This is a genomic window from Amycolatopsis taiwanensis DSM 45107 (genome assembly GCF_000519205.1).
Taxonomy (GTDB): Bacteria; Actinomycetota; Actinomycetes; order Mycobacteriales; family Pseudonocardiaceae; genus Amycolatopsis_E; species Amycolatopsis_E taiwanensis.
Genome location: NZ_JAFB01000059.1, coordinates 1 through 23856 on the forward strand (window position 1 = coordinate 1; position 23856 = coordinate 23856).

Here is a 23856-nt window from a genome sequence, read left to right on the forward strand (position 1 = left end):
CCGGACACGGCCCCGGAGCAGCGTGCGCTCCGGGGCCGTCGCCATGGGTGGCTACCGCTGTCGTCGGTACTCCTCGGCCAGCCGGCGCAGAATGTCGATCGCCTGCTCGCCCTCGGCGGCGGCTTTCCAGAGCCGGTCCGTCATCCGGTGGTAAATGGCCACCTGCTCCGGGTCGTCGATCTCCAACTCGCTGGTGACCGTCTCGACCGCTACCCGGTCGTCGACGATCCAGTAGCCATGCGGCACGACGTGGGGCAGCGCGCGGAACAACGGCAGGATGCCGAACCGGACGTGCGGCATGCCGACCAAAGAGATCAGCCGATCGATTTGGACGATCATTTCGTCGGGCGGGGCGATCGGGTGGGACAGTGCGGCCTCGGCGACGAGGATCTCGATGGTTTTGCTGCCCTGATAGAGAATCTGCTGCCTCGCCATGCGGGCCGCCACTGCTTGATCGGCATCTTGCGGGACGGCGAGCAGGTCGGCCGCCCGGATGAAGATCCGGCGCGCGTAAGGCGGCGTCTGGGCCAGACCAGGCACCGCGGCAATGTCCACCGCCCGAATGACCTTGGCGTTCTGCTGGCGCTGGTCGAGCTCGAGCTGCTTTTGCCGGTGCCCTGACCGGAGCTGCCGCCGCCACTCCACCTGCTGCAGGCGCAGCTGCTCGAGCTCGGCGAGCAGATCCTGTGCGGCCTCCGGTGCGTCGAGCGCGTCGCACCAAGCGATCACATCGGAGTGGTCGGGCGTTTGCTTTCCGGTCTCGATCTTGGAGACTCGCGATTGCGGCCAGGCCAGGCGCTTGGCCATCTCGCGGCCAGACAGGACGCGATGCTCCTCGCGCAATGCTCGTAGCCGGTTGCCGAAGGCTTCGCGCCTGGCTTGGAAGTCGGTCACGGTCTCCTCAACGGTGTGCGGCGTACTCCTGGAACGGGTGGGAATGATCCCATGCCAGCTGCCGCCACCGCCGATACGGCTCGACGGACTCGCCGGTCAGGACCTCGACCCGCTCCAGCCCATCAGCCCCGAAGTGCATCCGTGCCACGGTCTCGTCATCGAACAGCCAGAAGTCCTGATCGGGTAGCCCAAGCTGTTCGGCCTCGGCCGGCCAGATGACGCGGATGTCCTCGCCGGCGGGGATGTTGCCGCGCTCGGCGAGGTCCATCTCGAACCGGAGGTAGTCGGTCAGCGGGACGGTCATCTGCCGTACCCGCTGCCACGACCGCCCCGACCGCGTCGAGTCCGAGACGAGGCGTAGGAAGTCCTCGCGCCACGCATCGTCCGGCGGCTCGCCAGCCAGGAACCGGCGAAGCGGCTCGCGCTCGTCGGGCTCGCGGTAGACGCCCTGGCATTCCCACCGCCACGCCGAGCGCTCGAACTCCCGGAACAGCCGCTGGAACTCAGGCAGGCCGGTAGCGGCCATCAGCTCGACTCCGGGAAGAACTTGACCAGGTCCTTCGGGATCTCCACGACAGTCTCGTGGTCGGGGATGCCGTTCCCGTGCCGGCGCAGTTCGGCCAGCGCTTCCTCATCGGTGACGATCGAGCCCTGGACAAGGTAGGTGTCTCGGTCGGTCGCGTAGACAGTTGGGCAGCCCGTGTTGCCGGACGTGCTGCCCACGAACCTCACGCGCATGTAGTCCTCCTATTGAGTGCGAATTTCTCATGCGAGGCGATCTTGTCGCAACCAACCGCCGCCCTCTTGCGCCACTAGAGTGAATCAGTCATGCATATTCACTAGTGATTCTTGTCTGATTCACGTAGGCGCGCCATGCTCTTGGTCGTGAGCCCGATCGCTACGCATGGGAGGCCAGCTGTGAACACCGCGGTGGACGTCCAGCGAGGACACGAGGTGCTGAGCCACCTTGCGACGGTGAACACCGGGATGGGGCGCGCGGTTCAGCGGATGCTTGCCTACGAGGTCGAGCACGGCCACCTGCCCGCCGACCAGCTGCGCACGCTGGGCGTCCTGCTGTACGAGGTCGCCGCCGAGCTGCACGACTACGCCGAGCAGCTCGACCGACCGGTGGTCCAAGCCTGAAACCTTGTCCCGCGCTCCCCGCCCTTGCCTCCGCGGGTCGAGCGCGGGGCCTCCCGCCCCGCCCCGTGCCGAGGATCGACCTGCACTTGCGCCGGGCGGTGGTCCTCGGCGGCATGGAGCCCGAGGGCCGGGTGTGGACCCCGATCACACCCAACCCGGCCGGCGCGTGAGCGGCACGGCGCGCCGTGCCGGGTTCTCGCCGAAGATCGGAAGGAATGTTATGACCACTGTGGAACGGCCACCCGCCACCACGTTCCTGTCCCTGGAGATCACCGGGAAATGCCAGCTCGAATGCGTGCACTGCTGTACCGACAGCGGCCCGAGCGGCACCCACGGCACCATGACCACCGAGGACTGGAAGACCGTGATCGACCAGGCCGCCGATCTGGGGGTCCGCACCGTCCAGTTCATCGGGGGCGAACCCACGCTGTACCCCGGCTTGGCTGAACTGATCGACCACGCCGTCGCCCGTGCCTTGGGTGTGGAGGTCTTCTCGAACCTCGTGCATGTGTCCGACCGCATGTGGGCGGCATTCCAGCAGCCGGGGGTCACGCTCGCCACGTCGTACTACAGCGACGACCCCGAGCAGCACGCGGCGATCACTCGGCGGCCTACCCACGCTCGAACCCGCGAGAACATCGAGACAGCCGTCAGTCTGGGCATCCCTATTCGCGCTGGCGTGGTGGACGTCAACGACGGACAGCGGGTCGAGCAGGCCGGCGCTCAATTGGTCAGCCTGGGTATCCACCATCTCGGTTACGACAGGGTCCGGGCGATCGGCCGTGCAGCCGCAGACGGCCAGGGACAGGCGGATCAGCTGTGCGGCCAGTGTGGCGACGGAAAAGCGTTGATCAAGCCGGACGGGACCGTCACGCCGTGCACCATGGCGCGTTGGGTACCGGTGGGAAACGTCCAGACCAACCCGCTCGGCGAGGTGCTCGCCGCGATGCCGGCCGTCCGTCAAAGCCTCGTCGAGCAAGGGATGCCGTCTGGTGCCTGTTCGCCGACCGCCGGTACCCACTGCGGTCCGCAGGAAGACGCCTGTTCACCGCAGATCCGGGCGGCGAACGACTGCCCTCCGCAAGGACAGAACTGCTGGCCACACAACCGGGCGACGTATGACTGTCCCCCGCAAGGGCAGGACTGCTGGCCGCACAACAGGTGACCTGTCAAGATGACGCATATGGACCTGTCCAATCTCGGACAATCGGAGCAGGCGCAGCAGGAGGAGCAGCCTCCTGCCATCGAAGGCTATGTCCTGATTGACGACCTGCCACCCGGCACTTCCGGTGAACAGCTCATGCGTGACCGGATGCGGGCGGCCAACCCGGGCTGGGACTCGATCTCCGTCATGCTCGTGGTCGACGAGCGCGATGGTAACCCGATCCGTTTCATGAACGCCGGCGTCGCTCTCGTCGGGAACTACGGGATGCTCCAGTGGTCGGACATGCCGGCACGACAGCGCTTCGTGCCGAGCAAGACGCACAACACAGACCGGGAAGGGCGGATTTTCTTCCGGCACGCGACGGGCGTGATGGTGCCGCTGTACGCCACCCTGAAGGCGCCGATCAGCCTCGTGTACGAGGCGATCGACGAACTGCTCGTGACCAAGAAACGCCCGTCCTGTGTGGACTGGGAACTGATGAGGGAGTGATCGAGAGGTCGTCTGGTTCTCCCTGAGCACGACGAAAGCGGCCCCCGCACCGGGCGAACCGGGCGGGGGCCGTGTGCTGTGCAGCGTCGGTCAGGAGCCGGGCGGCGCGCTGTAGCTCGGCTGCACCGCCGAGCCGAGTAGCACACGCACGAGCCACCCGGGTAGCCGCGGCTCGACGACCCGCACCGCGATGTAGACGGCGGCGAGCGCGGCCAGCTCGGTCACCGTGCCGCCGAGTCCGGACAGCCAGCCCGTGACCGCGGCAGGTAGGCCGAGGCCGACGAGCCACGCGACCAGCGCGGCCCACGTGCCCGGCACGACGGTCCGGACGATCGAGGTGATCTTGTCGTTCACGGGCGGATGTCCTTTCACCGCGGGGCGACGGTGACGGTGAAGTCGTCGTCGGCCCAGTAGACGAGGTCGACCTTCCCCGTGCCCTTCGGCACGATGAAGCTGTAGGAGCCCTGCACGGGCACCACCACCGGGTGCGCCGGGTCCGTAACCGGGTTGCCGCCGGTGCCCTTGGTCCAGGCCCAGTGGTACGAGGCGTACAGGACGACGGGCATGTCACCGGGCGCGATGATCACGTCATGCTCGCGCAGCATGGACACGGCAAGCTGGAAGTTCACGGCCTTGCCGATACCACCGGCGGCGCCGCCCTTGGGCACTCTGGTCATGGTGTAGTCCTCCTCGGAGATCGAGCCGGATGAGATGGTGGGCGAGCTGGGCGCGATCGGCGCCGGGTCGACGCCGGGCCAGAAGTCAGCGACGGCGGAGACGTCGGTGTTGTCCTTGGTATCGAGCAGGTACTGAGCGGCGATCGCGCCGGCCGGGATCTCCTCTTTCCCGCTGGCTGTGGCGATCCAGTACAGCGGCTGCGGCTCGCCCTGCCGGTCGAATTCGGCGCGAACGAGCGGCCAGGTCGAACGGTTGCAGTAGATCGTCGGGGTGAGGAGTCCGGAGCGCCGCCGCATCCGCGCCCAGCCGGGCGCCTCGTCGGGGCGGGCGAGGCGATCCTCGACATCGAGCACGTGGCCGTCGTTGGTGCTCGCCTTCTTGGCCACCCGGACCTTCACCGCGTGTGGAAACCTGCCCCACTCCGCCGGTGTCCATTTTGGAATGGAGTACTCGTCGACGTACCCGGCGACGATCGCGGCGCCGGCCGGGATGTTCTTCGCTCGTACCGAGTCGTACATCGTGCGCATGTGTCCTCACGCTCCCGTCATCTTGCTGACGATGGCGCCCGCGGCCGCGCCGAGCACGGTGCCGCCACCCATGGCCATCCACACCCGGAACTCCAGTGCGCGGATTCGGTTCTCGTGATCGCGGATTTTCTCCTGGACGTTGCTGAATCGCTCGTTGAGCTTGTCCACCTTGGAGTCCAAGGTGGACAGCTTGTCGTACACCTCTTTCGCGGTGATCACCACGTCGCCAGGCTGCGTCATTGCTACTTCCTCCCCAGGGCGGCGCGTAGCGCGGCGATGCGATCGGGCGCCGACGTCGCTGGCGCGGCCTGCTCGGCGATGCGGGCCCGCTGGTGTTCGACGAGCTGTCGTTTGAGGTCGATCGCTTCGGCGTCCATGGGGCTGTCTTCCGCGATCTGGCGGCAGGGGTTACCAACAGCGCGAGTGCCGATCCGGTTGCGCCACTTCGTGGCCGCGCAGCGAGAGATGTGATCGGCCCGCGCGGTGTCGATGTCCGGCGCGGTGTGCAGTTGCGAGCCGGTCGACCAGTCCTCCGGGGTGAGGTGCGGCTCGGCGAGCACGATGTCGAGCAGCGTCGCCCGGTCGGTCGGGTCGATGCCGTACTCTGCCGCGCGCCATTCGAGCGTTTCAGCGGGGAACATGTAGCGGCGTCGGATGGTGCCGTCGTCGGTGATCTGCGTTCCTTCGGCGACCCAGAAATCGCCGCCGTCGGCGCGCTGCACGCGTTCGACATGATCGTATTCCATTTTCAATGTGTGCTCCTAGAGAGACCGGTAAGCCCACCAATGGACACGGTTTCCGGCGCCGCCGTCGATTCCGACGCTGAAACCGGTCAGGCTCGACCCAACAACACACCAGCGGCGGTTCGCGTCGGGCGCGTAGACGTTGATGATCGGGTGCATTCGGCCCGTCATCGTGGCGCCATACCCGTAGTCCGCGGTGACAGGGCCGGAGAAATTACTGTCGTCGAAGCCGATGACGACGGACGATTTGCCGCTGAGCGGGGTGGCGACCCACCAGCCTTGCAGCTGTATCCCCTCGTCGCCGCCGAACGCGATAAACGCATCGGATGTCGGCGTGCGGTGGCCGAAAAACCCGGTATTTCCCTGGAATTGGATATATCCGCCGTTCGCAGTTCGGTCGGCGTCCGTTTCCCGCTGGAGAAGGAAGTTTCCGCCGAACATCACGGCCGTAGTGTGGTTGCTGGTCGCGTCGTCGTAGATGTCGATGCGCGGTAACGACGTGGGCTCGGGGTTGATCGCGACCCGCTGACCGCTGGTTCCTCCGGAGACCGAACCGAAGATGATGTTTCCGTTCGCGTCGCGGATCCGCACGACCTGGCGGCCGCTGTCGTCCGGGCCGACGTAGAGCAACTCGTTGCCGGCCGCGCCGAGCATCTTGAGGAACGCGTTGTTCAGCAGCGTGAGCCCGCCGGCTGCGATGGTGGCGGACGCCAGTCCGAGGGACTTCCAGATCTTCGATACCTGCTGTTCGACGGCCTTGATGCGATCGAGCAGGTTAGACGGCTGGTTAACCTGGCCCATCAGGCGACTCCGTCCAATAGGGGCGCCATGGTGAGGATGACGCGCTCGGCGTTGGTGCCAGGGTTGAACTCCATGTCGATCACCCTGACGGGGCCTTCAAACCCTGCTCGGTGGAAAGGATCCGGCGGGATGACGAGCCATCCGTCGTCGCCGCGGTCGATGTCCGCCGCGGTGGGTGGGATATCGCCGCGCACGACGAGCTGAGGGAGCGCGACGGGCATCCGGGCGGCCTGCTGGTCGGATGCCGCGTGCCCGGCGAGGGTGCCGGCGTCTTCGGCGCTCGAATACTGCCGTTCCAGCTCCAGCAAGGGAAAACCCATCGAGTACTTCGAGGTGTCCTCAGCGACCGCGATCGGCAGGCCCAGCTCGATGCCCTGGCCGGTGGCGTAGGCGCGCGTGGCCATCCTTGTGCCGTCGCTCGGCCACTTGTAGGCGGTGACGTTGCCGCCCATCTCCCACACCCAGCTCGAGCCCTGCTGCCCGAGCCGGGGCGTACCGATCCGGATGACCCGGCGAGGCGCGGGCGAGCCGGGAAGTACGTCGAACACCATGTCGGGGCCGTCGATGACGTTGCACAAGTTGCGCAGCGCGTCGCCGAGGTCGGTGAGGTCGTACCCGCTGTAGCTGCGGTCGCGCAGGATCCCGGAGACGTCGGTGTCGGCCGGGGTGACGAGGATGTTCCCGCCGGCGTGGGCCTGGGCGGTGGCGACGAGCTGGCGCGCGATGGTGTTCTGGTCGGTGCTGCGGTAGGACTCGGTGAGTGCGGCGACCTGAGTGAGGGTGCCGCCATAGGTGAAGGTGGGCAACACCTTGCGGTGGTCGAAGTAGGACCACCACTCGCCGGCACCGATCTGGACGACCTGGTTCGTGCTGTCGTAGCTGCGAGTCCAGATGATCCCGCCCCACATCGGACGGTCGTCGCGAAACGCGTAGATCACGCGGCGGGCCGGCATCGTCAGGTCGTACGGGTCCAAGTGCGACGTCTTCGGGCCCAACTTCCAGTTTGCAGCGAATTTGCCGCTGTCGTTGAGTGGCTTGTTGAACTTCACGCCGGTGAGCGAGATTTCTTCGAGGATGGTGTTCGTCGCGAGGTCGGCGATCAGGTAGGTGTAGACCGGTGGCGCCATGCCGCCCCCTTTACGGCTTTTCCCAGACGACCCACATGCGGCATTTGCCCTCGATCGTGTCGCCCCGCAGGTTGAGGTTTCCGAGGCTGTTCTGCCACGTCGAGACGCGCAGGATGTCACCGTTGGTGAGTCGCTCGCCGAACGTTCCGCCCAGCTTGGTGATATCGCCGTTGGTGTTGAACCGCGACGAGTCGTAGCACAGCGCTGACGCGTTCGTCGGGATCCCGGTGTTGTTGCGCGTCATGGTCGCTACACGCTTGCCGCCGGTGTTCGAGCCCTGGTCGTAGTGCAGTTCGAAACCGCCGGTGTAGTAGCCGTCGCGGCGAATGGTGAGGCGGGTCGGGTTGGCCCCGTCGTCCCACATCTTGTTTCCGGAGTTCGGGTCGGTCCAGTTCTCGCTAAACGTGGTCCATCGAACGTCGGTGTCCGCGGAGGGGCCGACTGTGAATGTGCCCGTCATGACCAGTGTGCAGGCGGGTTTCCGGCTGTCCAGGGGCGCCCACGCCGATCCGGTCCACTCGACGAGTTGCCCGTCGCTGGTTCGCCGCACGATCTGCTGCGTGTACGGGTTGGTGACGTCAGCCAGGTTGCTGACCAGCGGTATGCCGAGCAGGCGCCAAGCGCTGCCAACGTATCCCTCTTCCCAGCCTTTGTCCGCGCGGTAGCAGCGCATGCCCTCCCACGGCGCGAGCGCGTCGCGCTCGGCCTGGGTCCGGACCGGCACCTGCCCGCCTGTGGCCACCGCGTAAGGCAGATCGAAGTTGGTGATGTTGGCGTTGGTGATCGTGATTGCGTTGGCCGGGACGACCACGCGCGCCTTGACGACGTAGTCGTTGCCCCAGCCACCGGCGGATGGATCCGGGTCGACTGGGCTTGCGGCGGGGGTGCCGATGACGTGCCGCACGACCATGTCGCTGTTCGGGTCGCCGAAGTAGCTATCGCGCTGGTGGAAGACGATGAGGTCGTTGCGCGGGTTCGAGGGGTCCGCGGCCTGATCGCCGAGAATGTTGACGTCCTTGATCGAGTCGAGCGTCAGCGTGTACACACCGCCGCCGCGCTGGCTCTGCAGCACGTACCGGAAGGGCGAGACGTGCGCAAACCCGTTCGGGGTCGGCGATGTGGCGGTGACCGTGCCGGGCGCGGCCGCGGACGCGGCGTTCGGCACCATGCCTGAGCGGGAGGTGATGTTCCCGTTCGGGGTCCACAATGCGCTTTGCGCGAGGCGGTGATCCTCGACATTGACCTGCCCGACGCCATCAACCTGGTTGACGAAGCCGGAATGTCGCTCAGCCACAACAATCCCCTCTCACTGCGAGGTGTGGTAGTAGAGGCACTGCAAGGTGCCTTGATGGTCGGTGGAGTCGAACCGGACCCGTGTCACGCCGACGGGCAGCGTGAACCAGCCGCGGGTGACCATGACGTTCGAGCGGGATACCCCGGAGTCGAGCAGCACGGCGCGGTCCTCGGTGGACAACTTGAGGCTCTGCCCGGCTGGCAGGACATAGGTCGGGTCGAACGCCAGTTGTGCTCCCGTGTCGGCGTTGGTGATCACGGGTCCGGTGCAGGGCCCGGTGATGCGCCACACGGGCTGCGCTGGCGCGTTGCCGGTGTTGGTGAGCACGAGCTCGCCGCCTGCCTGTGCCGAGCCGAACACGAGTGGGAACACCAGCGGGAAGACGAGCCCTCCGCCGCCCGGTGCCGGCGGGGTCGTCGACGGTGTCTGCTGGGGTAGGTGCAGGATCCGGGGGTTGGTGGCGCGCCATTGGATCGCGCCAACGCTGTAACCGCTGGCGTTGTTCGGCGGTACCGGGATCGAGCGGCGCACCACGCGGGCATGGACCATCGACTTGAGCCCGGCCAGCTGGATCACGAGAGGTTCCTCGACCGGGTTCTCCGTCGGCGCGGTGGCCGCGCGTAGGGTCCGCTGTGCTGCAGCGAAGTCCTCGGCGTCGCCGGAGATCACGAATGTGTAGGTGATCGTGCGCCGTTCGACGAGTAGCTGCCCGGGCTGGTAGCCGTGGACGTTGTCGTAGGCGACGTCGCCGTCGCGGACGTCGGGCAGGTCCAGCCAGCCCTCAAGATCCCGCCACCGGTACGGCGTGGTGGCGCCGAGCAGCGTGCCGCGCCACTCGAGTTGCCCGTCGCGGGTGATCGATTCGCCGGCCATCAGCCCCCCGTCCTGGAAAGCCAGTCGAGCTCGTCGGCGATTTCCCACGGCGAGGCGTTGGCCGGCGGGTGAAAGTGCTCGACGTGCACCGACGCGCGCTGCGCCTGGACCGGAACGGGCACGGTCTCGCCGACCGGCAGACCCTCGTGCTTCGCGGCCGCGGTGATGAGATTGGCCGTGCGTCGCGAGCCGTTCAGCGGCGCGAACAACTCGTCGTATTGCGGGTTGTCGCCGATGACGCGCTGGGTGCCCGGCGGCACCACGGTGGCCACGGCGCCGGACATCGGGGTGAGCCCGCCGGCCGCGTACGCGGCGATGCCACCGGCGGCGAACGGCATCAGCAAGTTGCCGTTGGCGTTGGCGATGTTGTTGCCGACGCGCACGGACCCGTCTGCGCGCACAATGAGCTTGATGACCTTTCCGTTGTTGTCGTTGATCAGCTTGGTGATATTGCCCTGCGCGGGTCCGGTGTCCGACTCGACGCGCACCGTGCCGTTGGGCAGGGTGGTGACGCGGTAGCCCAGCTCGGTGAGCTTGGCTATGGCCTCGGCCGTGAGTGCCGATGTGATGGTGGTGTGGCTGTCGGGGACGGCCAGGATTTTGCCGCGCAGGATGTCGGCGGCCTGCTGGGCGTTCGGCATGCCGGGCTGGGTGACGTAGGTGAGCACCTCGGCGGGGATGAGGCCGTATTTGTTCGCCAGCTGCTCCGCCTGTTGCCTGGTCAACCCCATCTGGGTGGCGACGTCGATGAACCGCTGCCGTTGGGTGGTCAGCTCGGCCGAGACCTGCTTCGAGGCGTCCTCGTAGGACTTTCCTGACTTGACGAGGTCGTCGATGCTCGCGCCGGCGTTGGCGAAGCCTTGCTCGAGCGAGGTCATCGCCTGGTAGAGCTTGCCGCCGTTCGCGGTCGCCGTGTTGACCGTGCCGTCCGCGTTGAGCAGCGCCGCGCCCCATCCATCCGCGCGGTTCGCGCCCTTGCCGAACTGCTCGCCGAGCTGCCGGATCTGCTCGTTGATGCTGGCGATCGCGTCCTCGTGCGAGGGCGCGCGACCGTTGAGGATGTCGAGGACCTGCTGCAGCAGCTTGCCTTTGGTGGCGGCGTCGTTTTCGGCGTCGCCGAGGCCCTTCATATCCTTGGCGAGGTCGCTCGAAGCTTGTTGCGCCAGTTTCTGTGCGTAGGTGAGGTTCCCGGTGGCCGTGCCGGCTTCGCCGCTGGCCTCGGCCCAATCCAGGTTGTTCTGAATGGCTTGCTGGAACGTTCCGCCCTCGGCATCGAGGATGTCCAACAGCTGTTGGTTCTTCTTGCCAACCTCGTCAACGACCCCGACGTTGTTCGTCTGGATCTCGCCGTAGTAGGTCGCGGCACCGCTGACATCGGTGTGCGCCTGAATGTTCGCCTCAAGCATGGCCCGCAACTGGTCACCGGCCTGCTTATTACCCAGGTATGCCTGCGTCAGCAGCTGCATGCCCTGCGGGCCGGCCAAATTGCGTACGTCGGCGAGCAAATTGCGCTTGCCGTCGCCCGCGTCGAAATCCTGCAAGGTGCTGGCCGCGGTCTTGCGGACGTTCTCGTCAATCGCGCCGCCGGACTCGCGCAGCGCCGAGGCAAGATCCCGCACGCGGTCGGCATGCGCCGCGGTGCGTGCAGCATCGTCCTGTTGCGCCTTCCCGAGCAGCCCCAGCCCGAGAGTCAGCGCACCCACGCCGAGCGTAAGCGGGTTCATGGCGCCCTGCAGCAGGCCGAGGAATCCAGTCTTCAGCTGGTTACCGAGCCCCTTGGCGTTCTTGACCCGCTCACCGAGCCCGTCGAACGCGGCGCCGGCGTCCACCCCAAACGCTTTGAGGAGCTTGGTGGTCGCGAGTAGTTCACCGCCAAAACTTGCCACACCATCGGGCAGGAGGCCCAGCAGGCTGATCAGCCCCTGCAGTACGGACAGCCCCCCGTCGATCCCGGTGATGAACCCACCGATCACGCTGTAGGCGGCGCTGCCGGAACTGGTGAGCTGTAGCAGGATCTGCTCGACCGTCGAAAGCCCAGCGCCGAACCCCGACAGCGCCGACGTGCCGTTGTTGGCCAGATTCGCGAGCAACTGGCCGAGGAAGCCGAGCAGCTGCTGCGTGATCCGTCCGAACTCGACCATGTCGCGCTGCGCGCCGGTGGATCCGGTTGAGAGGTTGACAAAGAAGTCGGTGGCGCCGCGGCCGGTGTAGGCCATGAACTGCGCCAGGCCGCGCAGGGCGTCGGTGTCGCGGTTCGTGGCCACCACCAGCCCCGGCATAGCCTCGCGCGCGAGCCCGAGCACGCCATCGGTGAGGATGCTGACATCCTGGGCTGAGTTGCGCATCGCCGCGGAGATCTGCGGCTGCAGGTGATCGAATTCCTCGCCCAGTCGGTGAGCCGCGTCGACGAACTCACCGGCGAGTGGCGCGGCCATCTGCTTCACGGAGTCGCCGACGTGCTCGGACAGCTGCGAGAACGAGTCCCGTACCTGCAGGTTCGACGAGACCGCCACCGCCGTCAGCGCGATGAAGCCACCGCTGACCAGCGCGAGACTGCCCGCGGCGGCGACGGCGGCGACCGCGGCCGCGGCGGGGAGCCCGGCGAACAGGGCGGCGAATTGGATCGCGGAGAAGTTCCGTTCGACCTTCTTCGCGGCGTCCTTTGTGGACTTGTCGGTCTTCTTGCCTGCCTTGTCGGCCTCGTCGGCGATGTCGTCGAGATCGCGTTTCGCCGAGGTCTTGGACCGGTCCCACTCGGACTTGTCCATCTTGAGGTAGGCGACCAACTCACCGATGTTCAGCGCCACGGTCTACCTCCTCACGGTTGGTAAGTGCGAAGAATCGGGTGGTGCGGGTGTCGCGCATGAGTAGCCCCTGGATCCGGACACGCAGCCAGCGCCACGAGCGCGCGCGGAGCAGGCCGGGCTCGTCGAGGTCGATGCCGTACACGTCGTGCAGGTCGGCCTCGACGAGTCGCCATTGCTCCAGCAGTTCCCGCCACGTCGGGCCTACGTGCCCGTCGGCTTGCGCGCGGGCTTCCGGGGTGAGGTCGTACCACCGGTGGAGGCCGCTCGCTTCGTCGTAGCCGCCCCGGCCCGTGACGCCGCTCGACGCTGCGCCCGGTTCGGGGCCATCGCTTCCCCCGTGAGCACTCCCGACTCCAACGCCCGGTCAGCGGCCTCAGGGCCGAGGGAGAAGAACAGGAACGCGTAGCGGTTGACGCGCTGGATCTTCGTCCACTTCACGCCGTCGGCGACCAGCTCGTCGAGCGTGTCGCCGAGCACCATGCGCATGAAGTCGCCTTCTTGCTCGTCGTTGAGCTTGAGCCGTGCGAACTCCTCGGCGGTGATTGGCTGGCCGGATACCGCTTTCTCACCCAACTGTGCTAGCCCGGCGAGGAACAGCCCCGTCTCGGCGTCGGGCGAGGCGATCCGGTACACCTTGCCGTCGACGGGGATTTCCAGGGCGTCATCGTCCAGAAAGGACCCGAGATCGCGGAGCATCAGCTATAGGTGTACTTCGTCGCGGCCGACGCGGCAGAGGTGCCCGCGGCGGAGGTGATCGTGACGTCGACCTGCCCGGCCGCGTGCGCCGGGACGACGACCGCGATGATGCCGTCGGACACGACGTCGTAGGCGGTCGCGCTGGTGCCACCGACCTTGACCCCGGTCGCGCCCGTGACACCGGTGAAGCCGGACCCAGTGACGCGCACCAGGGTTCCGCCCTCCGCCGGACCGCCGGCCGGGCTCAAGCCGGAGACGATCGGCGCGGCGCTGCCGGTGTCGGGGTGCTCGATCGACAGGAGCTTGCCCTGCCCGGTCAGCGTGACGCTCACGATGTTCAGGTCGTCGACCTTGCCGCCATCCGGCGACCAGCCGACCGTGGCCCAGCCCTCGTAGGCCTCGACGCGGGGCCCACCTTCGGTCATCTCGTACCAGCGCAGATGCACGCGCGCAGAGTTGCCGATCTTGCCGGTCGAGTGGGTGCGAAGGAACTCCTGTCCCGGGTCGTAGCTGGTGACGTCACTAGCCGTCGACTTGCGACCCACCTTGAATTCCGCTGACCACTTTTCAAAGGTCTTGGTCGACGAGCCCCAGCCCTCGGAGTCGAAGTCCGAGTCGTCCTGGAGGGTCGGGTCGAACTTGGGTTGAAAATTGTTCAGCCCCATGACCGCGATCCAGTTCGGGGCGGCCTGGTTGCTGGCGATGTCGACGTCGAGGTAGTACATGCCCGCCGTCGTGCTGGCGCCGAGCGGGGTGCGTGTGGGGACAGCCATTGGTGTGCTCCTCAGGTGCGATTGGCTGACGGACGGTGGAGCGAGAAGTAGTAGTTGTCGCTGCGCTCCCAGCGGTTGTTGTCGTCGCGGCCGAGCACCGCGCCGGAGTTGCGCACGACGTACACGACGCGGATCCCGTTGACAGTGAAGTCGCGGGCTCCGTGGAAGAGGTCGAACAGCCCGTCGGCGATGGCCTTCACACTGCCCGCGTCGTACGGCAGGCCGCGGCTGCGCATCTGCACGCCAAGCACCGAATCCGACAGCGACGGGTCATCGGTAACGGGGTAGTCGGTGAGCACGATCGCCCGGTCCGGCTCGGGCGGCATCGCGTCGAAAAACAGCCCGATCTCGGTCGGCAGGTAGGCGCTGCCGTCGGAGCGGTAGAGGGCGATGCCCTGGTCGGCGATGCGCTGCGCCAGGCCTTTGAGCAGGGCAACGGTGTACGAGTCGGTCATTCGAGCGCCCGCCTCAGCTCGGCCGCGATGATCTCGGCTACGGTGTCGGACTCGGCGGTGAGCGGGCCCTCGAGGTATTTCGCGGTGCGGCCTTCGGCGTGCCGCAGGTCGAGCCGCTCGTGCTGGTACACCGCATAGACCGTGTCGTAGGAGACCGCGGCGGTGTAGCCGGACACGCTGGCCACACCCGAGCGTTCGAGCGTGCCCTCTTCGAGCGGCACGACCGCGCGGGAGGCCTGCAGCACGTGCTCGGCGCCGAGCTTGAGGCCGTGCACCGCGGCGCCCTTGGCCTTGTTGTCGACGTGGTCGCCGTTCCAGTGGACGACGGTCCGGATGCTCACGTGCAGTTCACCTCCAGGTGCGAGGGCACCGGCAGCGCCCCGCCGTCGAGGCGGCCGCACACGATGACTTCCGCCTTCCGGTCGCCGAGGTCCACACGGGACTTCGGCGGCGCCACGGTGCCGAGCTGGCACCACACCGTGGTCTCGGAGATCACCTGGTCGCCGTTGGACGCACGCACGAGGCGCCGCTTGTCCTCGCGGTAGCAGCGCACGGTGACGGCCGGCCCGAACCGCGGCCCGTTCGCGCCGCTGCCCTCGTACGGCTCGACGGTCACGGTGTGCGGAAGGAGGAACGAGGGGATCATGCCCACGTGACCACCACTCCCAGGGCGATGCCGACGCCGTCCAGTTCAACGGCGGCCCTCGGCGCGAGCCGTTGAGTGGACGGCGGTGTCGCGGTGCCCGGCTGGCTACGGGCCAGCGTCAGCGATCCGATCGAGACCGTCTGGTACTGGCTGCTGGCGCCTTGCTCGTCGTCACCGCCAGTCAGCCACCACACGGCTTGTGCGCAAGTGGCGTTCCGGAACGCTTGACGGACTGTGGTATCGCTCGGGTAGCCCTCGGCGTCTGCGTCATAGATTGCGGTCTTGGTGGCGCTCAAGACCTCTGCTGACGCGGAGGTGAGCAGCCGCGTGGCCTCCGGATCGTTGGGAATCCTCGTTTTCACGTCAGCCGGTGCGTACTCGACCAGCTCATCGCGAGTGGCGTAGACCAGTGCCACGACTGCTCACCTCCCCTCAGGCGTCCTTGCCGAAGCGCTCGATCAGCTGCGGCTTGGTCAGCGCCGCGGCCTCCGCAGCGTCCACACCGTTGTGGATCGCCCATGCGACCCACTCGTCCTTGGACGCCGCCTGCGTGGGCCGTTTCGGCTCGCTGCCCTCGAGCGAGGCAGGCTCCGGCTCGGACACCAACGACCAGTTGTCGAGGTGATCGAGCCGCACCGACCGCTCGTCGAGGGAAGCCTCGTCGCCGGTGTTTGCGTTCTTGTAGACGTACGGCATGACGCCGCCTCCTTTCTTGCTGTCCACAGGGAACAGCCGGGATCAGGCGACGTCGGCGCCCTTGACGAGCACGGCACGGTTGGCGTCGAGCGTCTTCGTGCCGTACAGACAGTCGATCGAGACGACGTCCTGCTTGAGCTTGATGTCGTAGTCGAAGACCACGCGCAGGCCGAAGCCCTTGTAACTCTGGATCGCGGCGTTCTGCGCGCCTCGGGGCAGCGCCAGCGGCCGGAACACCAGCGCGAACGCGGTGCGGTGGAACGCCACGCCGACCTCGGTGGTGGAGTTGCCCGTGGTCTGGGCGGGCTTGACGATGTTCTGGGTCATGTACGGGTCGAACCCGAACACCCGCCGGCCGAGGTTGGCCTCGCGCAGGCCCTCGGTGTCCCCGCGAGCGTCGGCCCGGTTGAACAGATCATCGCCGGTCCACGCGGCCTTGGTGATCGGCCCGACAGCGAGGCGTCGTTCCGTCATCGGGACGTTCTTCTGGTCGAGCACGCGGCCGGCGTCGATCGCCACTCGCGGGTTGTCCCACTGGTACGCGTTGTCGCCGCCCACGACGCCGACTTCCTGCACGATGTCGTTGCGCAGGGCCAGGACGTCGCGGTCGATCTTCTGGGAGATCGCCTCCATGGCCGGGTTGAGCAGCTGCTCGTTGAAGTCCTCGATCTTGAGCGTGAGGTCTTCGGAGGTGACCGCGAACGAGACGTCGGCGAAGTGGTTGAGCGTGACCGGGAAGCCGGTCTCCGTCGCGTTCTGGATCTCGATCCCGGCGGCCCGGTTGAACTCCTTGGCCTGGAACACGGCCGGCTTGCGGACGGTGATGGTGTCGCCGACCTGGTTGGCGAACTCCGGCTCGTAGTCGCGGTGCACGAGCGGCGCCATGACCGTGGTCTCGTACAGGTTCGCCAGCGCGGCGCGCGCGATGATGTCCGGGGTCAGGAACGTGTTAGCCATGGTGGGTTACTCCTACGGTGCTCCGGAGCGCCACTTCGAGCGCGCTTTCCGGAAGTCGTCTACGGACTGGGGTGCGGACTTGTCCCCGGTCCCGCCGGAGAAGTCGCCGCCCGACTGCCCAGCCGGCGCCTGGCCGGTCTTGAGCTTCGGGTTGTCTTGCACTGCCTTCTTGATCGTCTCGCTCAACTTCGCCGCGAAGTCCTCCGCAGTCGGGTCGAGCTTGTCCAAGGCGGACATGAACGCGCGGCTGTCGGCGAGCGCGTCCGGGTCGGCACCCTGCTTGCTGGCGGTCTTGAACACCGCCAGTTCGACGAGCGCTTGCCGCCTCGAGGAACGCTCGTTGGTCAGCTCCTCGGCGAGTTTGGCCGGGTCCGGCGGCTCGTCCTGCTTCAAGCCGAGCGCCTTGGCGATCGCATCGAGCGTCTGCTGATGCGTCTGCTCGGTCTCTTTCGCCTTGGTGCGGTTGCCAGCCGCTTCAGTGCGCAGGTCGCGGATTTGCTTCTGCGCCCACTCGGGGAGCGAAGCGACGTCGTCCTGCTGCTGCCCTGTGGTGCCGCCCTGCTGCTGGTTCGGCTCCTGGCCGGTCTGCTGCTGCCCCTGCTGTGCGGGCGGTGTTGCTGGCGGCTGCTGGGTACCTTGTGGCGCCTGGCCACTCGGCTCCCCGCCCGTCGGCGCGCCTGGCGCCGGGGACGGTGTAGGTGCCGTCATGATACGTCCTTTCTGGACGGGTTGGTTGGAACCTGTCGATCAGCGCCGCGGCGGATTAGCGCGCGGTGCCGATCTGTTCGCGCTGGCGTTGGCGGAACAGCTGGGTGGGGGCGGTCGCTATGTGATCGCGGATCTCGGTCTGCAGCTCGCGCACGCGCGCCTCGTGTGCGCGTCGTGTCTCGGGGGTGAGCGCGGCCGCGGCTTTGAGCTTCTCCTTGCGCACCTTGCGTTCCAGCGCGCGCAGCTTCTGCCGCGCCTCGTCGCCCTCGGGATCCTCGGTGTGCGTCGGGATCTTCGTGATACCCGGCAGGTAGGCGGAGAGGCTGTGCCTGCAGTTCGGGTGCATCAGTCCCGCGGCGACGGCCTCGGTGACGGATCCGGCGACCTCGACGCGGATCATCCGATCCTGGGTGGCGTGGCGGACCTCGACCGTGCGCCGGCCCCCTGCGCCGAGCCGGTCGAGGATTTTGCCTTCCCACGGGCGGCACCGCACGCATTCCTGCGGCGCGTTCGAGACGATCACCAGGTTGATACCCGCGTCGCCGAGCCGGTCGAGGTTGCCCTGCACCGCCGCCTGCGCCGTCGTGGTCCGGGTGGCCATCTCCACATAGGACGCCAGTTCCCAGTTACGGCCGGCGCGATCAGTGAACCCGGTGATGCCGCGGCCGAGCAGTTGATCCCACGCGCGTTGCGCGGTGCGGAGCCGGGTTTCCTGCCCGACGAGGGTGCCGGTGGCCACGGCGCGGGCGATCACCTCCCGGTAGGCGTCCAGCGGCCACCGCAGGATCCGCACGTGCGTGCCCTGCAGCGTCGAGACGAGCGCGTACACGAGCCGCTGGATCGCGCCGAGCTGCGGGAGCGTCTGGCGCAGCTCGGCGAGCTGGGCGTCGCTGATACCGCCGCGCTTGGCCAGCTCGGCGACCGCGGCCTCGCCGCCGCGCTGGTAGGCCAGGACAACGGCCTGCTCGACGGTGCCGGTGACGTCGCTGACGATGGCCAGCACCATGCGTTGCGCCGCCAGCGACAGCGTGCCGAGCGCGGCGATCTGCCGTTCCGCATCCGCCGGCTCGGCGATCCCGGCGCGCAGCTGGCGGGCAACCGCCTCGGCGAGCCGCATCTCGAGATCGTGGTAGAGCCGTGCGACTGTCTCGGCGATGCTCGCGCTGAGGGTGCGATCGACCGGCATCGGCTATGCGGGCAGCTCGGTTGGCGGGCTGGCAGGTGTGCCCGTGTCGCCGGTGAAGGTGTCCGGGTTGACCACGGGCGCCGAGCCGGTCTCGGCCTTGATCCGGTCGACTTCCTTCGTGACCGCGGGGTCGTCCCAGTCCGGGTGCAGCATCCGGACCTTAGTCTCGATCGATGCCGCCCGTGCCGCGTCGAGGATCTGCAGCGTGCGCGCCTGCGCCTCCGGATCGGGCGTGACCGCGTCGGGGAATTCGATGGTCGGCCGTTCTGGCGTCACCCCGCTGCGGAACACCGCCGCGTCCACTTCGAGCAGCACTTCGAACAGGTCGCCGAGCCCAGGCGTCCAGTACCCGATCTTACGGCCGCGCGTGGTGTAGGACTTCCGCTCCCGGGCGTTGACCTCCGTGGCGGTGACGCCGGCGTCGCCCATCTCGCCGAAGGTCTGCACCGAGTAGCCAGCGCCGCGCACGACCTGAGCGAACAGGTCCGCGGTGGTGCGCTCGTGCTCCTCGACGCGAATCGCGAACTGCACCGGCGTGAGCATCGACGCGCCCGCGCCCTTCTCGGGCATCATGTCCAGCCCGGCGTAGATCTCCTGCTCGGCATCCCACGACGCGCCCTTGCCGGGGCCATTGGACCGCAGGTAAATGCTCGGCACGATCAGCCGCGCCTTGGCCAACCGAAGATCACGCATCCACGACGTCCACGCCTCATCGAACGCGTCCATGATCGGCTCAACCCCGGCGTAGTCGGAGCGGCCGAGCGGCGTTCCCCGAATGATCCGGTGCGGCCGCATGTTCGGCACGTAGACCGCGGTGAGCCGCTTCGCGCCGGTGGCGATGCCGCCCGCCTCGTCGATCTGCTCGGCCCATTGCGCCGTGGCCGGATGATCGACGAGCGGCATCGGCCGGCCGAGCCGGTCGCCGGTGCCCTTGTACAGGCCGTGCAGCACGCGGCCAGGCTCGTGACGTTCGAGATGGCGCCACACATCGGAATCGTCCGGCTCGGACACGACCCTCCAGAACGTGACCGCTGTGAGGTGGCCGGACTGCCACTCCGGCACGGCAGTGTCGGGCAGCAACGCGTCGACGAGCGGGTGATCAGCAACCGCGGTGTTCCAGCCGACACGCAGGAACACACCACCGTAGGCCGCGGCCAGTTCGGCGGCTTCGAGCAGCCGGGCGCGCAGTCCGCCATCGGTGAGCAGCGTGTCTAGGCGATCCTGCGTGCTGCCGTCCCCGATGGCGACCGCGGGCATCTCGCCGAACAGCAGATCGGCCGAGGTCGCCGCGATATCACCGGCGACGGGGATGTGCAGCTTGTTGTTACGCAGCTCGCCACGCGGCGTTGGTGTGCCCCAGAAGAACCGGGCGATCCGGCCGACGAGTCCGCCCGCGTACTGGCTCGGCCGGTCGTAACCCTTGGGGTCCAGACCGGGAAACGCGCCGGTGGCGCCGTAGACGCGGGCCAACTCATCGACGCTGCCCGAGTACCAGGCACCCCACTCGTCGTAGAGCCGGCTCGGCCGGTGGCAGTCGCCCGGCGGCCACTGCATATCGGCGACGGGAAGCGGCATTGGTTCAGGCCCCGGCGTTCTGCCGCTGGCTGATCGCGTCGCCGATCGGGTCGGCGGGCTGGAACACTGCGCGGTTGAGGTGGTAGAACGCGTACTCGAAGTGGGTACGGGCCGAGGCCAGCTGTCGCGGGTCCAGCGGCACGCCTTCGCCGAGGTACCAGCGGATGAACTCCGCCGTCCGGTTCTCGAAGTTCTTGACCCGGTTCACAACGCTGAGCGCTTCGGGCGTCTGCTTGCGGTAGCCGCTGACGTTCTGGCTGCCCGTGTCGATCTTCTCGTCGGTCATGCTGCTCGTGCCTCCTGTACGTGTGGGCGCCAGAGCGCCTCGGTGGTGTGGACGACGTAGCGGCCGGCGTCGAGCGAGTGGTCGGCCACCTTGATCGGCGCGTCCTCGCCGCGCTCGGCCTTGTCTGGGTCCCAGCTGTAGCCGCCGATCTCGTCGAGCCAGCCCCCGCAGGACTTGTGCACCTTGAGCAGGTCGCGGGCGAGCAGCGACGAAACGGTGCGGATGCCGTCGAGCACACTGTTGTCGGCAAGCGTCGGCGTCAGCCCGTCGCGGTAGAGCTGCTGAATGAACGACGCGGCCGACGGGTCGACGACCGTCCATTCCGGATGGATTCCGTGCACGTTCGGCGCGTGCGGTCGTGGCAGGTCGTCGAGCCATCCGCGCAGCCGTTCGCTGTACTCGTGATCCGTGAGTGCCCGGCGCCGTTCCTTCGAGTCCCAGCGCCATTCGTGGGTGAGGTAGAGGCGCCGCGCCCCGTCGAACTCTGGGGCACCCATCCCGAGGAGGAGCGCGGCGAAGGGGTTGGTAGTTCCATAGTCCACGCCCATCCCGACCCATCGCTCGATCGGTGGCAGCACGTCGATGACGTGCCGGGCCGGGTCCCACATCTCGTACACCGCGCCCTCGGCGAGGCACCACTGCCCCTCGATAAACCGCCGGTACCACAGGCCGACGTACTCGCGCTTGAGGCTCTCGACGTAGGCCGGGTCGAGGTGCGGGTTGTCGTCGAGCGTGAACGTCCACGTGGCGAGGCGGAGCTCGGCGGCGCGGAGCAAGAAGTTCTTACGCAGCCAGTGCGCCGGCCCGTCCGGGTTGGTCGTGGCCAACAGTTGCGCGCCCGGCGGGGAGAGCCGCGCGAGAATCTGGTTCCACACCGCCTCGGGGATCAGCGTGGCCTCATCGACGTAGGCGAGGTAGACGGTGGCGCCGCGGAACTTTCCCTCGGCGCCCTTGTCGTTGGCGCCGAGCAGGTGCACGGTGCGGCCGAGGATGACCGCGGTGTTCGAGCCGCGCGTGTGGTGGACCGCGCCGGCGACCGGGCCGAAGATCGCCGAGTCCTGCAGCGGGTCGATGATGTTGCGCTCGATCGTTTGCAGCGTCTTGCCCGCGATGACGATCAAGCCCGAGCGTGGCGCGGCCGCGACCCGGATGAGGAACGCCAACAACGATCCGATGGTCTTGCCGGACCGCACAGCGCCGGTCCACACGCACAGCCGGGCCGAGGCCGATTCGACGATCGATCGGATCTGCTTCGGGCTGACGAGCTGCGTGACCCGGGCGAGGTCAATCGCCGCCATCGCTGGCGGCCTCGTCGGATGGCTGCAGCTGCTCGTAGGCGACCTGCAGGCCGGCGGCCAGGGCGCCGAGCATGCTCTTGGCTCCGTCGTCGCCGGTGTCGGCGTCGTGCAGGTCGAGCCGCATGCTCGTGCTCGCCGCGGTGCCGGCTGCCTGCATCAGCTTGAGCTTGTCGGCCGGGCTCGGCTCGGGCTGGGTCCAGCGGGCCTCGGTGAAGTCCTTGCCGCCGTGGTCGATGTACTCGTGCGGCTGCCACAACTGCGCGCGCAGACGCTCCGCGTCGGAGAGCAGATCGAGCGTCAGCCGTGCACGCCGGGCGCGAGCGTCGGCGACCTTCGCCTCAGTGGCGGCCTTCACCGCGGTGCGGTCGAACGACAAGCCGAGCTTGCCCGCGGCCTTGCTGATCGTTGAGCCGGAGCGGCCGAGCTGCTTGGCGATGTCGTTGCGGGTTGCACCGGCGGCGTGCAGGTCGCGGATGCGCGTGAGTTCGTTGTCGGTGAGCGGGCCGGCGGCCATGGTGACCACCTCCCGCCCATGAGAAACCCCCAGCGCCGAAGGGGTCGCGCTGGGGGCTGGTCTGCGGGCATAGCTCTGCCCTCACATAGCGTCACATTGGTCTTGACCTGCTGTCAAGCTGGCGCGCTGGTGATCGTCGTCGCGGCGTTCGAGGTAGGCGAGGATCTCGGCGAGGTCGTAGCCGCCGGCACCGCGGGTGATGTGGCCGCGGTACACCCAGTTGCGCAGCGCCCCCGCGCTCACGCGGAAGCGCTCGTCGCCGGTGCGGTCAGCCTCGGCGTGCAGCAGGAGCAGCACGTCCGAGGCGCGAACCCGCTTCACGCCGCCGCCTCCTGCGCCACGCCGAGGCGCACGAGGTCCAGGCCCTCGTACTCGCGCGAGCACGCCGCGCAGCGGGCGACGCTCACGCGCTGCTGGCCGCGCCATGCGTTGCGCCAGAACACGAAGCCACCGCAGAGCACTTCGAGGCAGGCGCCGAGCGAGTCGGGGACATCATGGGCAAGCGCGCGGCACTGCGCGTGCAGCTCGGCGATGTCGTCGACGAGCTCGTCGAACCAGTGCTGTTCGCTGCACCACTGCACGGCGCTGATCACGTACCCGAGCCCCCACGCGCCCGGCTGGCCCGTGTGTCCGCGCTCGTCGGCGAGCGCCTCGGATAGCCCGTCGATCGCGAGCGGGATCGAGCGCACCCAGCTCGTCTCCCGGTCCGGGTGCAGCGTGGTGGGCTCGCCGCCCGGGTACGCGCGCGGGTCGAGGGCGACGAGTACGTCATCACGCGCCGGTGTGCGGCTGGCGTAGCCGGGTGCGCCGCGGCCGCCGCCGGCGCACAGCGGCTCGACCATGGCGGGCAGCAGGTGCCAGTAGGCGCCGATCTCGCGCAACTGGCGCACGGTGCGGTTGACGCAGTCCTGGCAACCGAACCGGATGCCGGACTCGTTGCGGTTGCAGGCGACGCACTTCATCCGAAGATCCGTTCGATGGCGCGGGCGAGGAACCCTTTCGCAGGTGGCTGGTCGAACCCGACCGGTTCGCCGTACTCGAGTTCAGGCAGCGGTAGGCCGGCGGCGATGGCCGCGATCGGGTCGGGCGGGTTGGTCTTGACCACGGGCGCCGGGATTGGGATCTCGTGCGCGATGGGGCGGAGCGGGATCGGGCCGGCGCCGTACCGCTGGGTTCGGGCGGCTCGCGCGCATGCGCGGGTGTGGTAGGGCCCGTCGAGCCAGGGCAGCACGGTGTGCGGGCAGCCGGGCCGGGCGCAGGGCGTGGGGCTCTCAGCCACGCTCGGCCTCCTCGGCGTCGCCGCTCTCACCGGCAGGACGGGCCAGGCATGCCCGGATCTGCCGCGTGCTGACGTGCTCGGCGTGACCGCAGTCTCCGGACAGCGCGGTGAGCACGCGCTGCATGGTTTCGGTGGCGTTGCGCCACTGGCTGGCGGAGGCTTCGGCGGCGGCCAGCTTCTGGCTGAGGTCGGCCAGTGCGGGTGCGATGACGGCCACGGCGGCATCGACGAACGAGTCGGACTCCT

34 protein-coding genes are annotated in these 23856 nt (G+C 68.0%); 3 read left to right on the forward strand and 31 right to left on the reverse strand.

Annotated features, from left to right (window positions below; genetic code table 11):
* Window positions 1–51: 51 nt before the first annotated feature.
* Genes A3CU_RS0133610 through A3CU_RS0133620 form a run of 3 tightly spaced genes read right to left on the reverse strand, consistent with a single transcriptional unit; the run spans window position 52 to window position 1632 of the window.
* Window positions 52–894 carry a helix-turn-helix domain-containing protein gene (locus A3CU_RS0133610; protein ID WP_027945945.1) on the reverse strand — a complete coding sequence of 281 codons (843 nt, stop codon included), beginning with the start codon at window positions 892–894 and terminating at the stop codon, window positions 52–54.
* A 7-nt stretch (window positions 895–901) separates the two neighbouring features.
* Window positions 902–1420 (reverse strand): DUF6879 family protein, encoded by a 519-nt coding sequence (locus A3CU_RS0133615; RefSeq protein WP_043843487.1) that lies wholly within the window; start codon window positions 1418–1420, stop codon window positions 902–904.
* Window positions 1420–1632 (reverse strand): hypothetical protein, encoded by a 213-nt coding sequence (locus A3CU_RS0133620; protein WP_027945947.1) that lies wholly within the window; start codon window positions 1630–1632, stop codon window positions 1420–1422. The genes A3CU_RS0133615 and A3CU_RS0133620 overlap by 1 nt, the downstream gene beginning before the upstream one ends.
* Before the next feature lie 180 nt (window positions 1633–1812).
* On the opposite strand from A3CU_RS0133620, the gene A3CU_RS0133625 reads away from it, so the two are divergent.
* From A3CU_RS0133625 to A3CU_RS0133640, 3 genes are all read left to right on the forward strand, one after another.
* A complete protein-coding gene (locus A3CU_RS0133625) occupies window positions 1813–2037 on the forward strand; it encodes a hypothetical protein (RefSeq protein ID WP_027945948.1) in 225 nt (74 codons plus the stop codon).
* Between the two features lie 220 nt (window positions 2038–2257).
* The gene (locus tag A3CU_RS48015) at window positions 2258–3202 is read left to right on the forward strand and encodes a radical SAM/SPASM domain-containing protein (RefSeq protein ID WP_211246588.1); all 945 of its coding nucleotides are present in this window, start codon (window positions 2258–2260) and stop codon (window positions 3200–3202) included.
* 9 nt (window positions 3203–3211) lie between these two features.
* Window positions 3212–3691: a hypothetical protein gene (locus A3CU_RS0133640; protein WP_156960701.1), complete on the forward strand. Its 480-nt coding sequence runs from the start codon at window positions 3212–3214 to the stop codon at window positions 3689–3691.
* 90 nt (window positions 3692–3781) lie between these two features.
* Here A3CU_RS0133640 and A3CU_RS0133645 read toward each other — a convergent pair whose 3' ends face one another.
* The 28 genes from A3CU_RS0133645 to A3CU_RS53715 all read right to left on the reverse strand — a co-directional run.
* Window positions 3782–4045 carry a hypothetical protein gene (locus A3CU_RS0133645; RefSeq protein ID WP_043843489.1) on the reverse strand — a complete coding sequence of 88 codons (264 nt, stop codon included), beginning with the start codon at window positions 4043–4045 and terminating at the stop codon, window positions 3782–3784.
* Between the two features lie 14 nt (window positions 4046–4059).
* Window positions 4060–4896, reverse strand: coding sequence for a hypothetical protein (locus tag A3CU_RS50260; RefSeq protein ID WP_052372632.1), 837 nt, complete (start codon window positions 4894–4896; stop codon window positions 4060–4062).
* 6 nt (window positions 4897–4902) lie between these two features.
* On the reverse strand, window positions 4903–5136 hold the full coding sequence (locus tag A3CU_RS0133655) for a hypothetical protein (RefSeq protein ID WP_027945951.1): 234 nt from the start codon (window positions 5134–5136) through the stop codon (window positions 4903–4905).
* Between the two features lie 2 nt (window positions 5137–5138).
* Entirely contained in the window at window positions 5139–5618 is a 480-nt protein-coding gene (locus A3CU_RS0133660) for a hypothetical protein (RefSeq protein ID WP_156960702.1), read from the reverse strand.
* 39 nt (window positions 5619–5657) lie between these two features.
* On the reverse strand, window positions 5658–6440 hold the full coding sequence (locus A3CU_RS0133665; RefSeq protein ID WP_027945953.1) for a hypothetical protein: 783 nt from the start codon (window positions 6438–6440) through the stop codon (window positions 5658–5660).
* A complete protein-coding gene (locus tag A3CU_RS0133670; protein WP_027945954.1) occupies window positions 6440–7567 on the reverse strand; it encodes a hypothetical protein in 1128 nt (375 codons plus the stop codon). The genes A3CU_RS0133665 and A3CU_RS0133670 overlap by 1 nt, the downstream gene beginning before the upstream one ends.
* A 10-nt stretch (window positions 7568–7577) precedes the next feature.
* Entirely contained in the window at window positions 7578–8861 is a 1284-nt protein-coding gene (locus tag A3CU_RS0133675) for a hypothetical protein (RefSeq protein WP_027945955.1), read from the reverse strand.
* Window positions 8862–8873: 12 nt separating this feature from the next.
* Window positions 8874–9734 carry a phage distal tail protein gene (locus A3CU_RS48025; protein WP_052372635.1) on the reverse strand — a complete coding sequence of 287 codons (861 nt, stop codon included), beginning with the start codon at window positions 9732–9734 and terminating at the stop codon, window positions 8874–8876.
* A complete protein-coding gene (locus tag A3CU_RS0133685; protein ID WP_027945956.1) occupies window positions 9734–12541 on the reverse strand; it encodes a hypothetical protein in 2808 nt (935 codons plus the stop codon). Before A3CU_RS0133685 ends, A3CU_RS48025 begins: the two co-directional genes overlap by 1 nt.
* Window positions 12522–12683, reverse strand: a complete 162-nt coding sequence (locus A3CU_RS0133690) for a hypothetical protein (protein WP_211246589.1) — start codon at window positions 12681–12683, stop codon at window positions 12522–12524. The genes A3CU_RS0133685 and A3CU_RS0133690 overlap by 20 nt, the downstream gene beginning before the upstream one ends.
* A 59-nt stretch (window positions 12684–12742) precedes the next feature.
* Window positions 12743–13237: a DUF7426 family protein gene (locus tag A3CU_RS50265; RefSeq protein WP_052372637.1), complete on the reverse strand. Its 495-nt coding sequence runs from the start codon at window positions 13235–13237 to the stop codon at window positions 12743–12745.
* Complete coding sequence (locus A3CU_RS50270; protein ID WP_052372639.1) at window positions 13237–14010, reverse strand: phage tail tube protein; 774 nt, start codon at window positions 14008–14010, stop codon at window positions 13237–13239. Before A3CU_RS50270 ends, A3CU_RS50265 begins: the two co-directional genes overlap by 1 nt.
* 11 nt (window positions 14011–14021) lie before the next feature.
* On the reverse strand, window positions 14022–14465 hold the full coding sequence (locus A3CU_RS0133705) for a minor capsid protein (RefSeq protein WP_027945958.1): 444 nt from the start codon (window positions 14463–14465) through the stop codon (window positions 14022–14024).
* A complete protein-coding gene (locus tag A3CU_RS0133710; protein ID WP_027945959.1) occupies window positions 14462–14806 on the reverse strand; it encodes a hypothetical protein in 345 nt (114 codons plus the stop codon). Before A3CU_RS0133710 ends, A3CU_RS0133705 begins: the two co-directional genes overlap by 4 nt.
* Window positions 14803–15117, reverse strand: coding sequence for a hypothetical protein (locus tag A3CU_RS0133715; protein WP_027945960.1), 315 nt, complete (start codon window positions 15115–15117; stop codon window positions 14803–14805). Before A3CU_RS0133715 ends, A3CU_RS0133710 begins: the two co-directional genes overlap by 4 nt.
* A complete protein-coding gene (locus A3CU_RS0133720) occupies window positions 15108–15527 on the reverse strand; it encodes a hypothetical protein (RefSeq protein WP_027945961.1) in 420 nt (139 codons plus the stop codon). Before A3CU_RS0133720 ends, A3CU_RS0133715 begins: the two co-directional genes overlap by 10 nt.
* A gap of 16 nt (window positions 15528–15543) precedes the next feature.
* On the reverse strand, window positions 15544–15807 hold the full coding sequence (locus A3CU_RS48040) for a hypothetical protein (RefSeq protein ID WP_052372641.1): 264 nt from the start codon (window positions 15805–15807) through the stop codon (window positions 15544–15546).
* Between the two features lie 42 nt (window positions 15808–15849).
* Window positions 15850–16764 carry a major capsid protein gene (locus tag A3CU_RS0133730; protein WP_027945962.1) on the reverse strand — a complete coding sequence of 305 codons (915 nt, stop codon included), beginning with the start codon at window positions 16762–16764 and terminating at the stop codon, window positions 15850–15852.
* A gap of 12 nt (window positions 16765–16776) precedes the next feature.
* Entirely contained in the window at window positions 16777–17472 is a 696-nt protein-coding gene (locus tag A3CU_RS48045) for a hypothetical protein (RefSeq protein WP_052372643.1), read from the reverse strand.
* Between the two features lie 55 nt (window positions 17473–17527).
* Complete coding sequence (locus A3CU_RS0133740; RefSeq protein WP_027945963.1) at window positions 17528–18658, reverse strand: phage minor capsid protein; 1131 nt, start codon at window positions 18656–18658, stop codon at window positions 17528–17530.
* A gap of 3 nt (window positions 18659–18661) precedes the next feature.
* On the reverse strand, window positions 18662–20233 hold the full coding sequence (locus A3CU_RS48050) for a phage portal protein (protein ID WP_063628947.1): 1572 nt from the start codon (window positions 20231–20233) through the stop codon (window positions 18662–18664).
* 4 nt (window positions 20234–20237) lie between these two features.
* Entirely contained in the window at window positions 20238–20519 is a 282-nt protein-coding gene (locus A3CU_RS48055) for an Acb2/Tad1 domain-containing protein (protein WP_043843492.1), read from the reverse strand.
* Window positions 20516–21817, reverse strand: a complete 1302-nt coding sequence (locus A3CU_RS0133755) for a PBSX family phage terminase large subunit (RefSeq protein WP_043843494.1) — start codon at window positions 21815–21817, stop codon at window positions 20516–20518. Before A3CU_RS0133755 ends, A3CU_RS48055 begins: the two co-directional genes overlap by 4 nt.
* Complete coding sequence (locus A3CU_RS0133760) at window positions 21804–22331, reverse strand: helix-turn-helix domain-containing protein (protein WP_027945965.1); 528 nt, start codon at window positions 22329–22331, stop codon at window positions 21804–21806. Before A3CU_RS0133760 ends, A3CU_RS0133755 begins: the two co-directional genes overlap by 14 nt.
* An 81-nt stretch (window positions 22332–22412) precedes the next feature.
* Window positions 22413–22652, reverse strand: coding sequence for a hypothetical protein (locus A3CU_RS0133765; RefSeq protein ID WP_027945966.1), 240 nt, complete (start codon window positions 22650–22652; stop codon window positions 22413–22415).
* On the reverse strand, window positions 22649–23293 hold the full coding sequence (locus A3CU_RS0133770; protein WP_027945967.1) for a hypothetical protein: 645 nt from the start codon (window positions 23291–23293) through the stop codon (window positions 22649–22651). Before A3CU_RS0133770 ends, A3CU_RS0133765 begins: the two co-directional genes overlap by 4 nt.
* Complete coding sequence (locus A3CU_RS0133775; RefSeq protein WP_027945968.1) at window positions 23290–23610, reverse strand: hypothetical protein; 321 nt, start codon at window positions 23608–23610, stop codon at window positions 23290–23292. The genes A3CU_RS0133770 and A3CU_RS0133775 overlap by 4 nt, the downstream gene beginning before the upstream one ends.
* The coding region (locus A3CU_RS53715; protein WP_027945969.1) for a hypothetical protein at window positions 23603–23856 on the reverse strand (254 nt) is incomplete at its 5' end. The genes A3CU_RS53715 and A3CU_RS0133775, both read right to left, overlap by 8 nt.

What these genes read in the sequence shown, in the direction of transcription:
- A3CU_RS0133615 (WP_043843487.1), bottom strand. Translation starts at nt 1,420, where the DNA reads ATGGCCGCTACCGGCCTGCCTGAGTTCCAGCGGCTGTTCCGGGAGTTC.
- A3CU_RS0133620 (WP_027945947.1), bottom strand. Translation starts at nt 1,632, where the DNA reads ATGCGCGTGAGGTTCGTGGGCAGCACGTCCGGCAACACGGGCTGCCCA.
- A3CU_RS48015 (WP_211246588.1), top strand. Translation starts at nt 2,258, where the DNA reads ATGACCACTGTGGAACGGCCACCCGCCACCACGTTCCTGTCCCTGGAG.
- A3CU_RS0133640 (WP_156960701.1), top strand. Translation starts at nt 3,212, where the DNA reads ATGACGCATATGGACCTGTCCAATCTCGGACAATCGGAGCAGGCGCAG.
- A3CU_RS50260 (WP_052372632.1), bottom strand. Translation starts at nt 4,896, where the DNA reads ATGCGCACGATGTACGACTCGGTACGAGCGAAGAACATCCCGGCCGGC.
- A3CU_RS0133655 (WP_027945951.1), bottom strand. Translation starts at nt 5,136, where the DNA reads ATGACGCAGCCTGGCGACGTGGTGATCACCGCGAAAGAGGTGTACGAC.
- A3CU_RS0133665 (WP_027945953.1), bottom strand. Translation starts at nt 6,440, where the DNA reads ATGGGCCAGGTTAACCAGCCGTCTAACCTGCTCGATCGCATCAAGGCC.
- A3CU_RS0133670 (WP_027945954.1), bottom strand. Translation starts at nt 7,567, where the DNA reads ATGGCGCCACCGGTCTACACCTACCTGATCGCCGACCTCGCGACGAAC.
- A3CU_RS48025 (WP_052372635.1), bottom strand. Translation starts at nt 9,734, where the DNA reads ATGGCCGGCGAATCGATCACCCGCGACGGGCAACTCGAGTGGCGCGGC.
- A3CU_RS50265 (WP_052372637.1), bottom strand. Translation starts at nt 13,237, where the DNA reads ATGCTCCGCGATCTCGGGTCCTTTCTGGACGATGACGCCCTGGAAATC.
- A3CU_RS50270 (WP_052372639.1), bottom strand. Translation starts at nt 14,010, where the DNA reads ATGGCTGTCCCCACACGCACCCCGCTCGGCGCCAGCACGACGGCGGGC.
- A3CU_RS0133705 (WP_027945958.1), bottom strand. Translation starts at nt 14,465, where the DNA reads ATGACCGACTCGTACACCGTTGCCCTGCTCAAAGGCCTGGCGCAGCGC.
- A3CU_RS48040 (WP_052372641.1), bottom strand. Translation starts at nt 15,807, where the DNA reads ATGCCGTACGTCTACAAGAACGCAAACACCGGCGACGAGGCTTCCCTC.
- A3CU_RS0133730 (WP_027945962.1), bottom strand. Translation starts at nt 16,764, where the DNA reads ATGGCTAACACGTTCCTGACCCCGGACATCATCGCGCGCGCCGCGCTG.
- A3CU_RS48045 (WP_052372643.1), bottom strand. Translation starts at nt 17,472, where the DNA reads ATGACGGCACCTACACCGTCCCCGGCGCCAGGCGCGCCGACGGGCGGG.
- A3CU_RS0133740 (WP_027945963.1), bottom strand. Translation starts at nt 18,658, where the DNA reads ATGCCGGTCGATCGCACCCTCAGCGCGAGCATCGCCGAGACAGTCGCA.
- A3CU_RS48050 (WP_063628947.1), bottom strand. Translation starts at nt 20,233, where the DNA reads ATGCCGCTTCCCGTCGCCGATATGCAGTGGCCGCCGGGCGACTGCCAC.
- A3CU_RS48055 (WP_043843492.1), bottom strand. Translation starts at nt 20,519, where the DNA reads ATGACCGACGAGAAGATCGACACGGGCAGCCAGAACGTCAGCGGCTAC.
- A3CU_RS0133755 (WP_043843494.1), bottom strand. Translation starts at nt 21,817, where the DNA reads ATGGCGGCGATTGACCTCGCCCGGGTCACGCAGCTCGTCAGCCCGAAG.
- A3CU_RS0133760 (WP_027945965.1), bottom strand. Translation starts at nt 22,331, where the DNA reads ATGGCCGCCGGCCCGCTCACCGACAACGAACTCACGCGCATCCGCGAC.
- A3CU_RS0133770 (WP_027945967.1), bottom strand. Translation starts at nt 23,293, where the DNA reads ATGAAGTGCGTCGCCTGCAACCGCAACGAGTCCGGCATCCGGTTCGGT.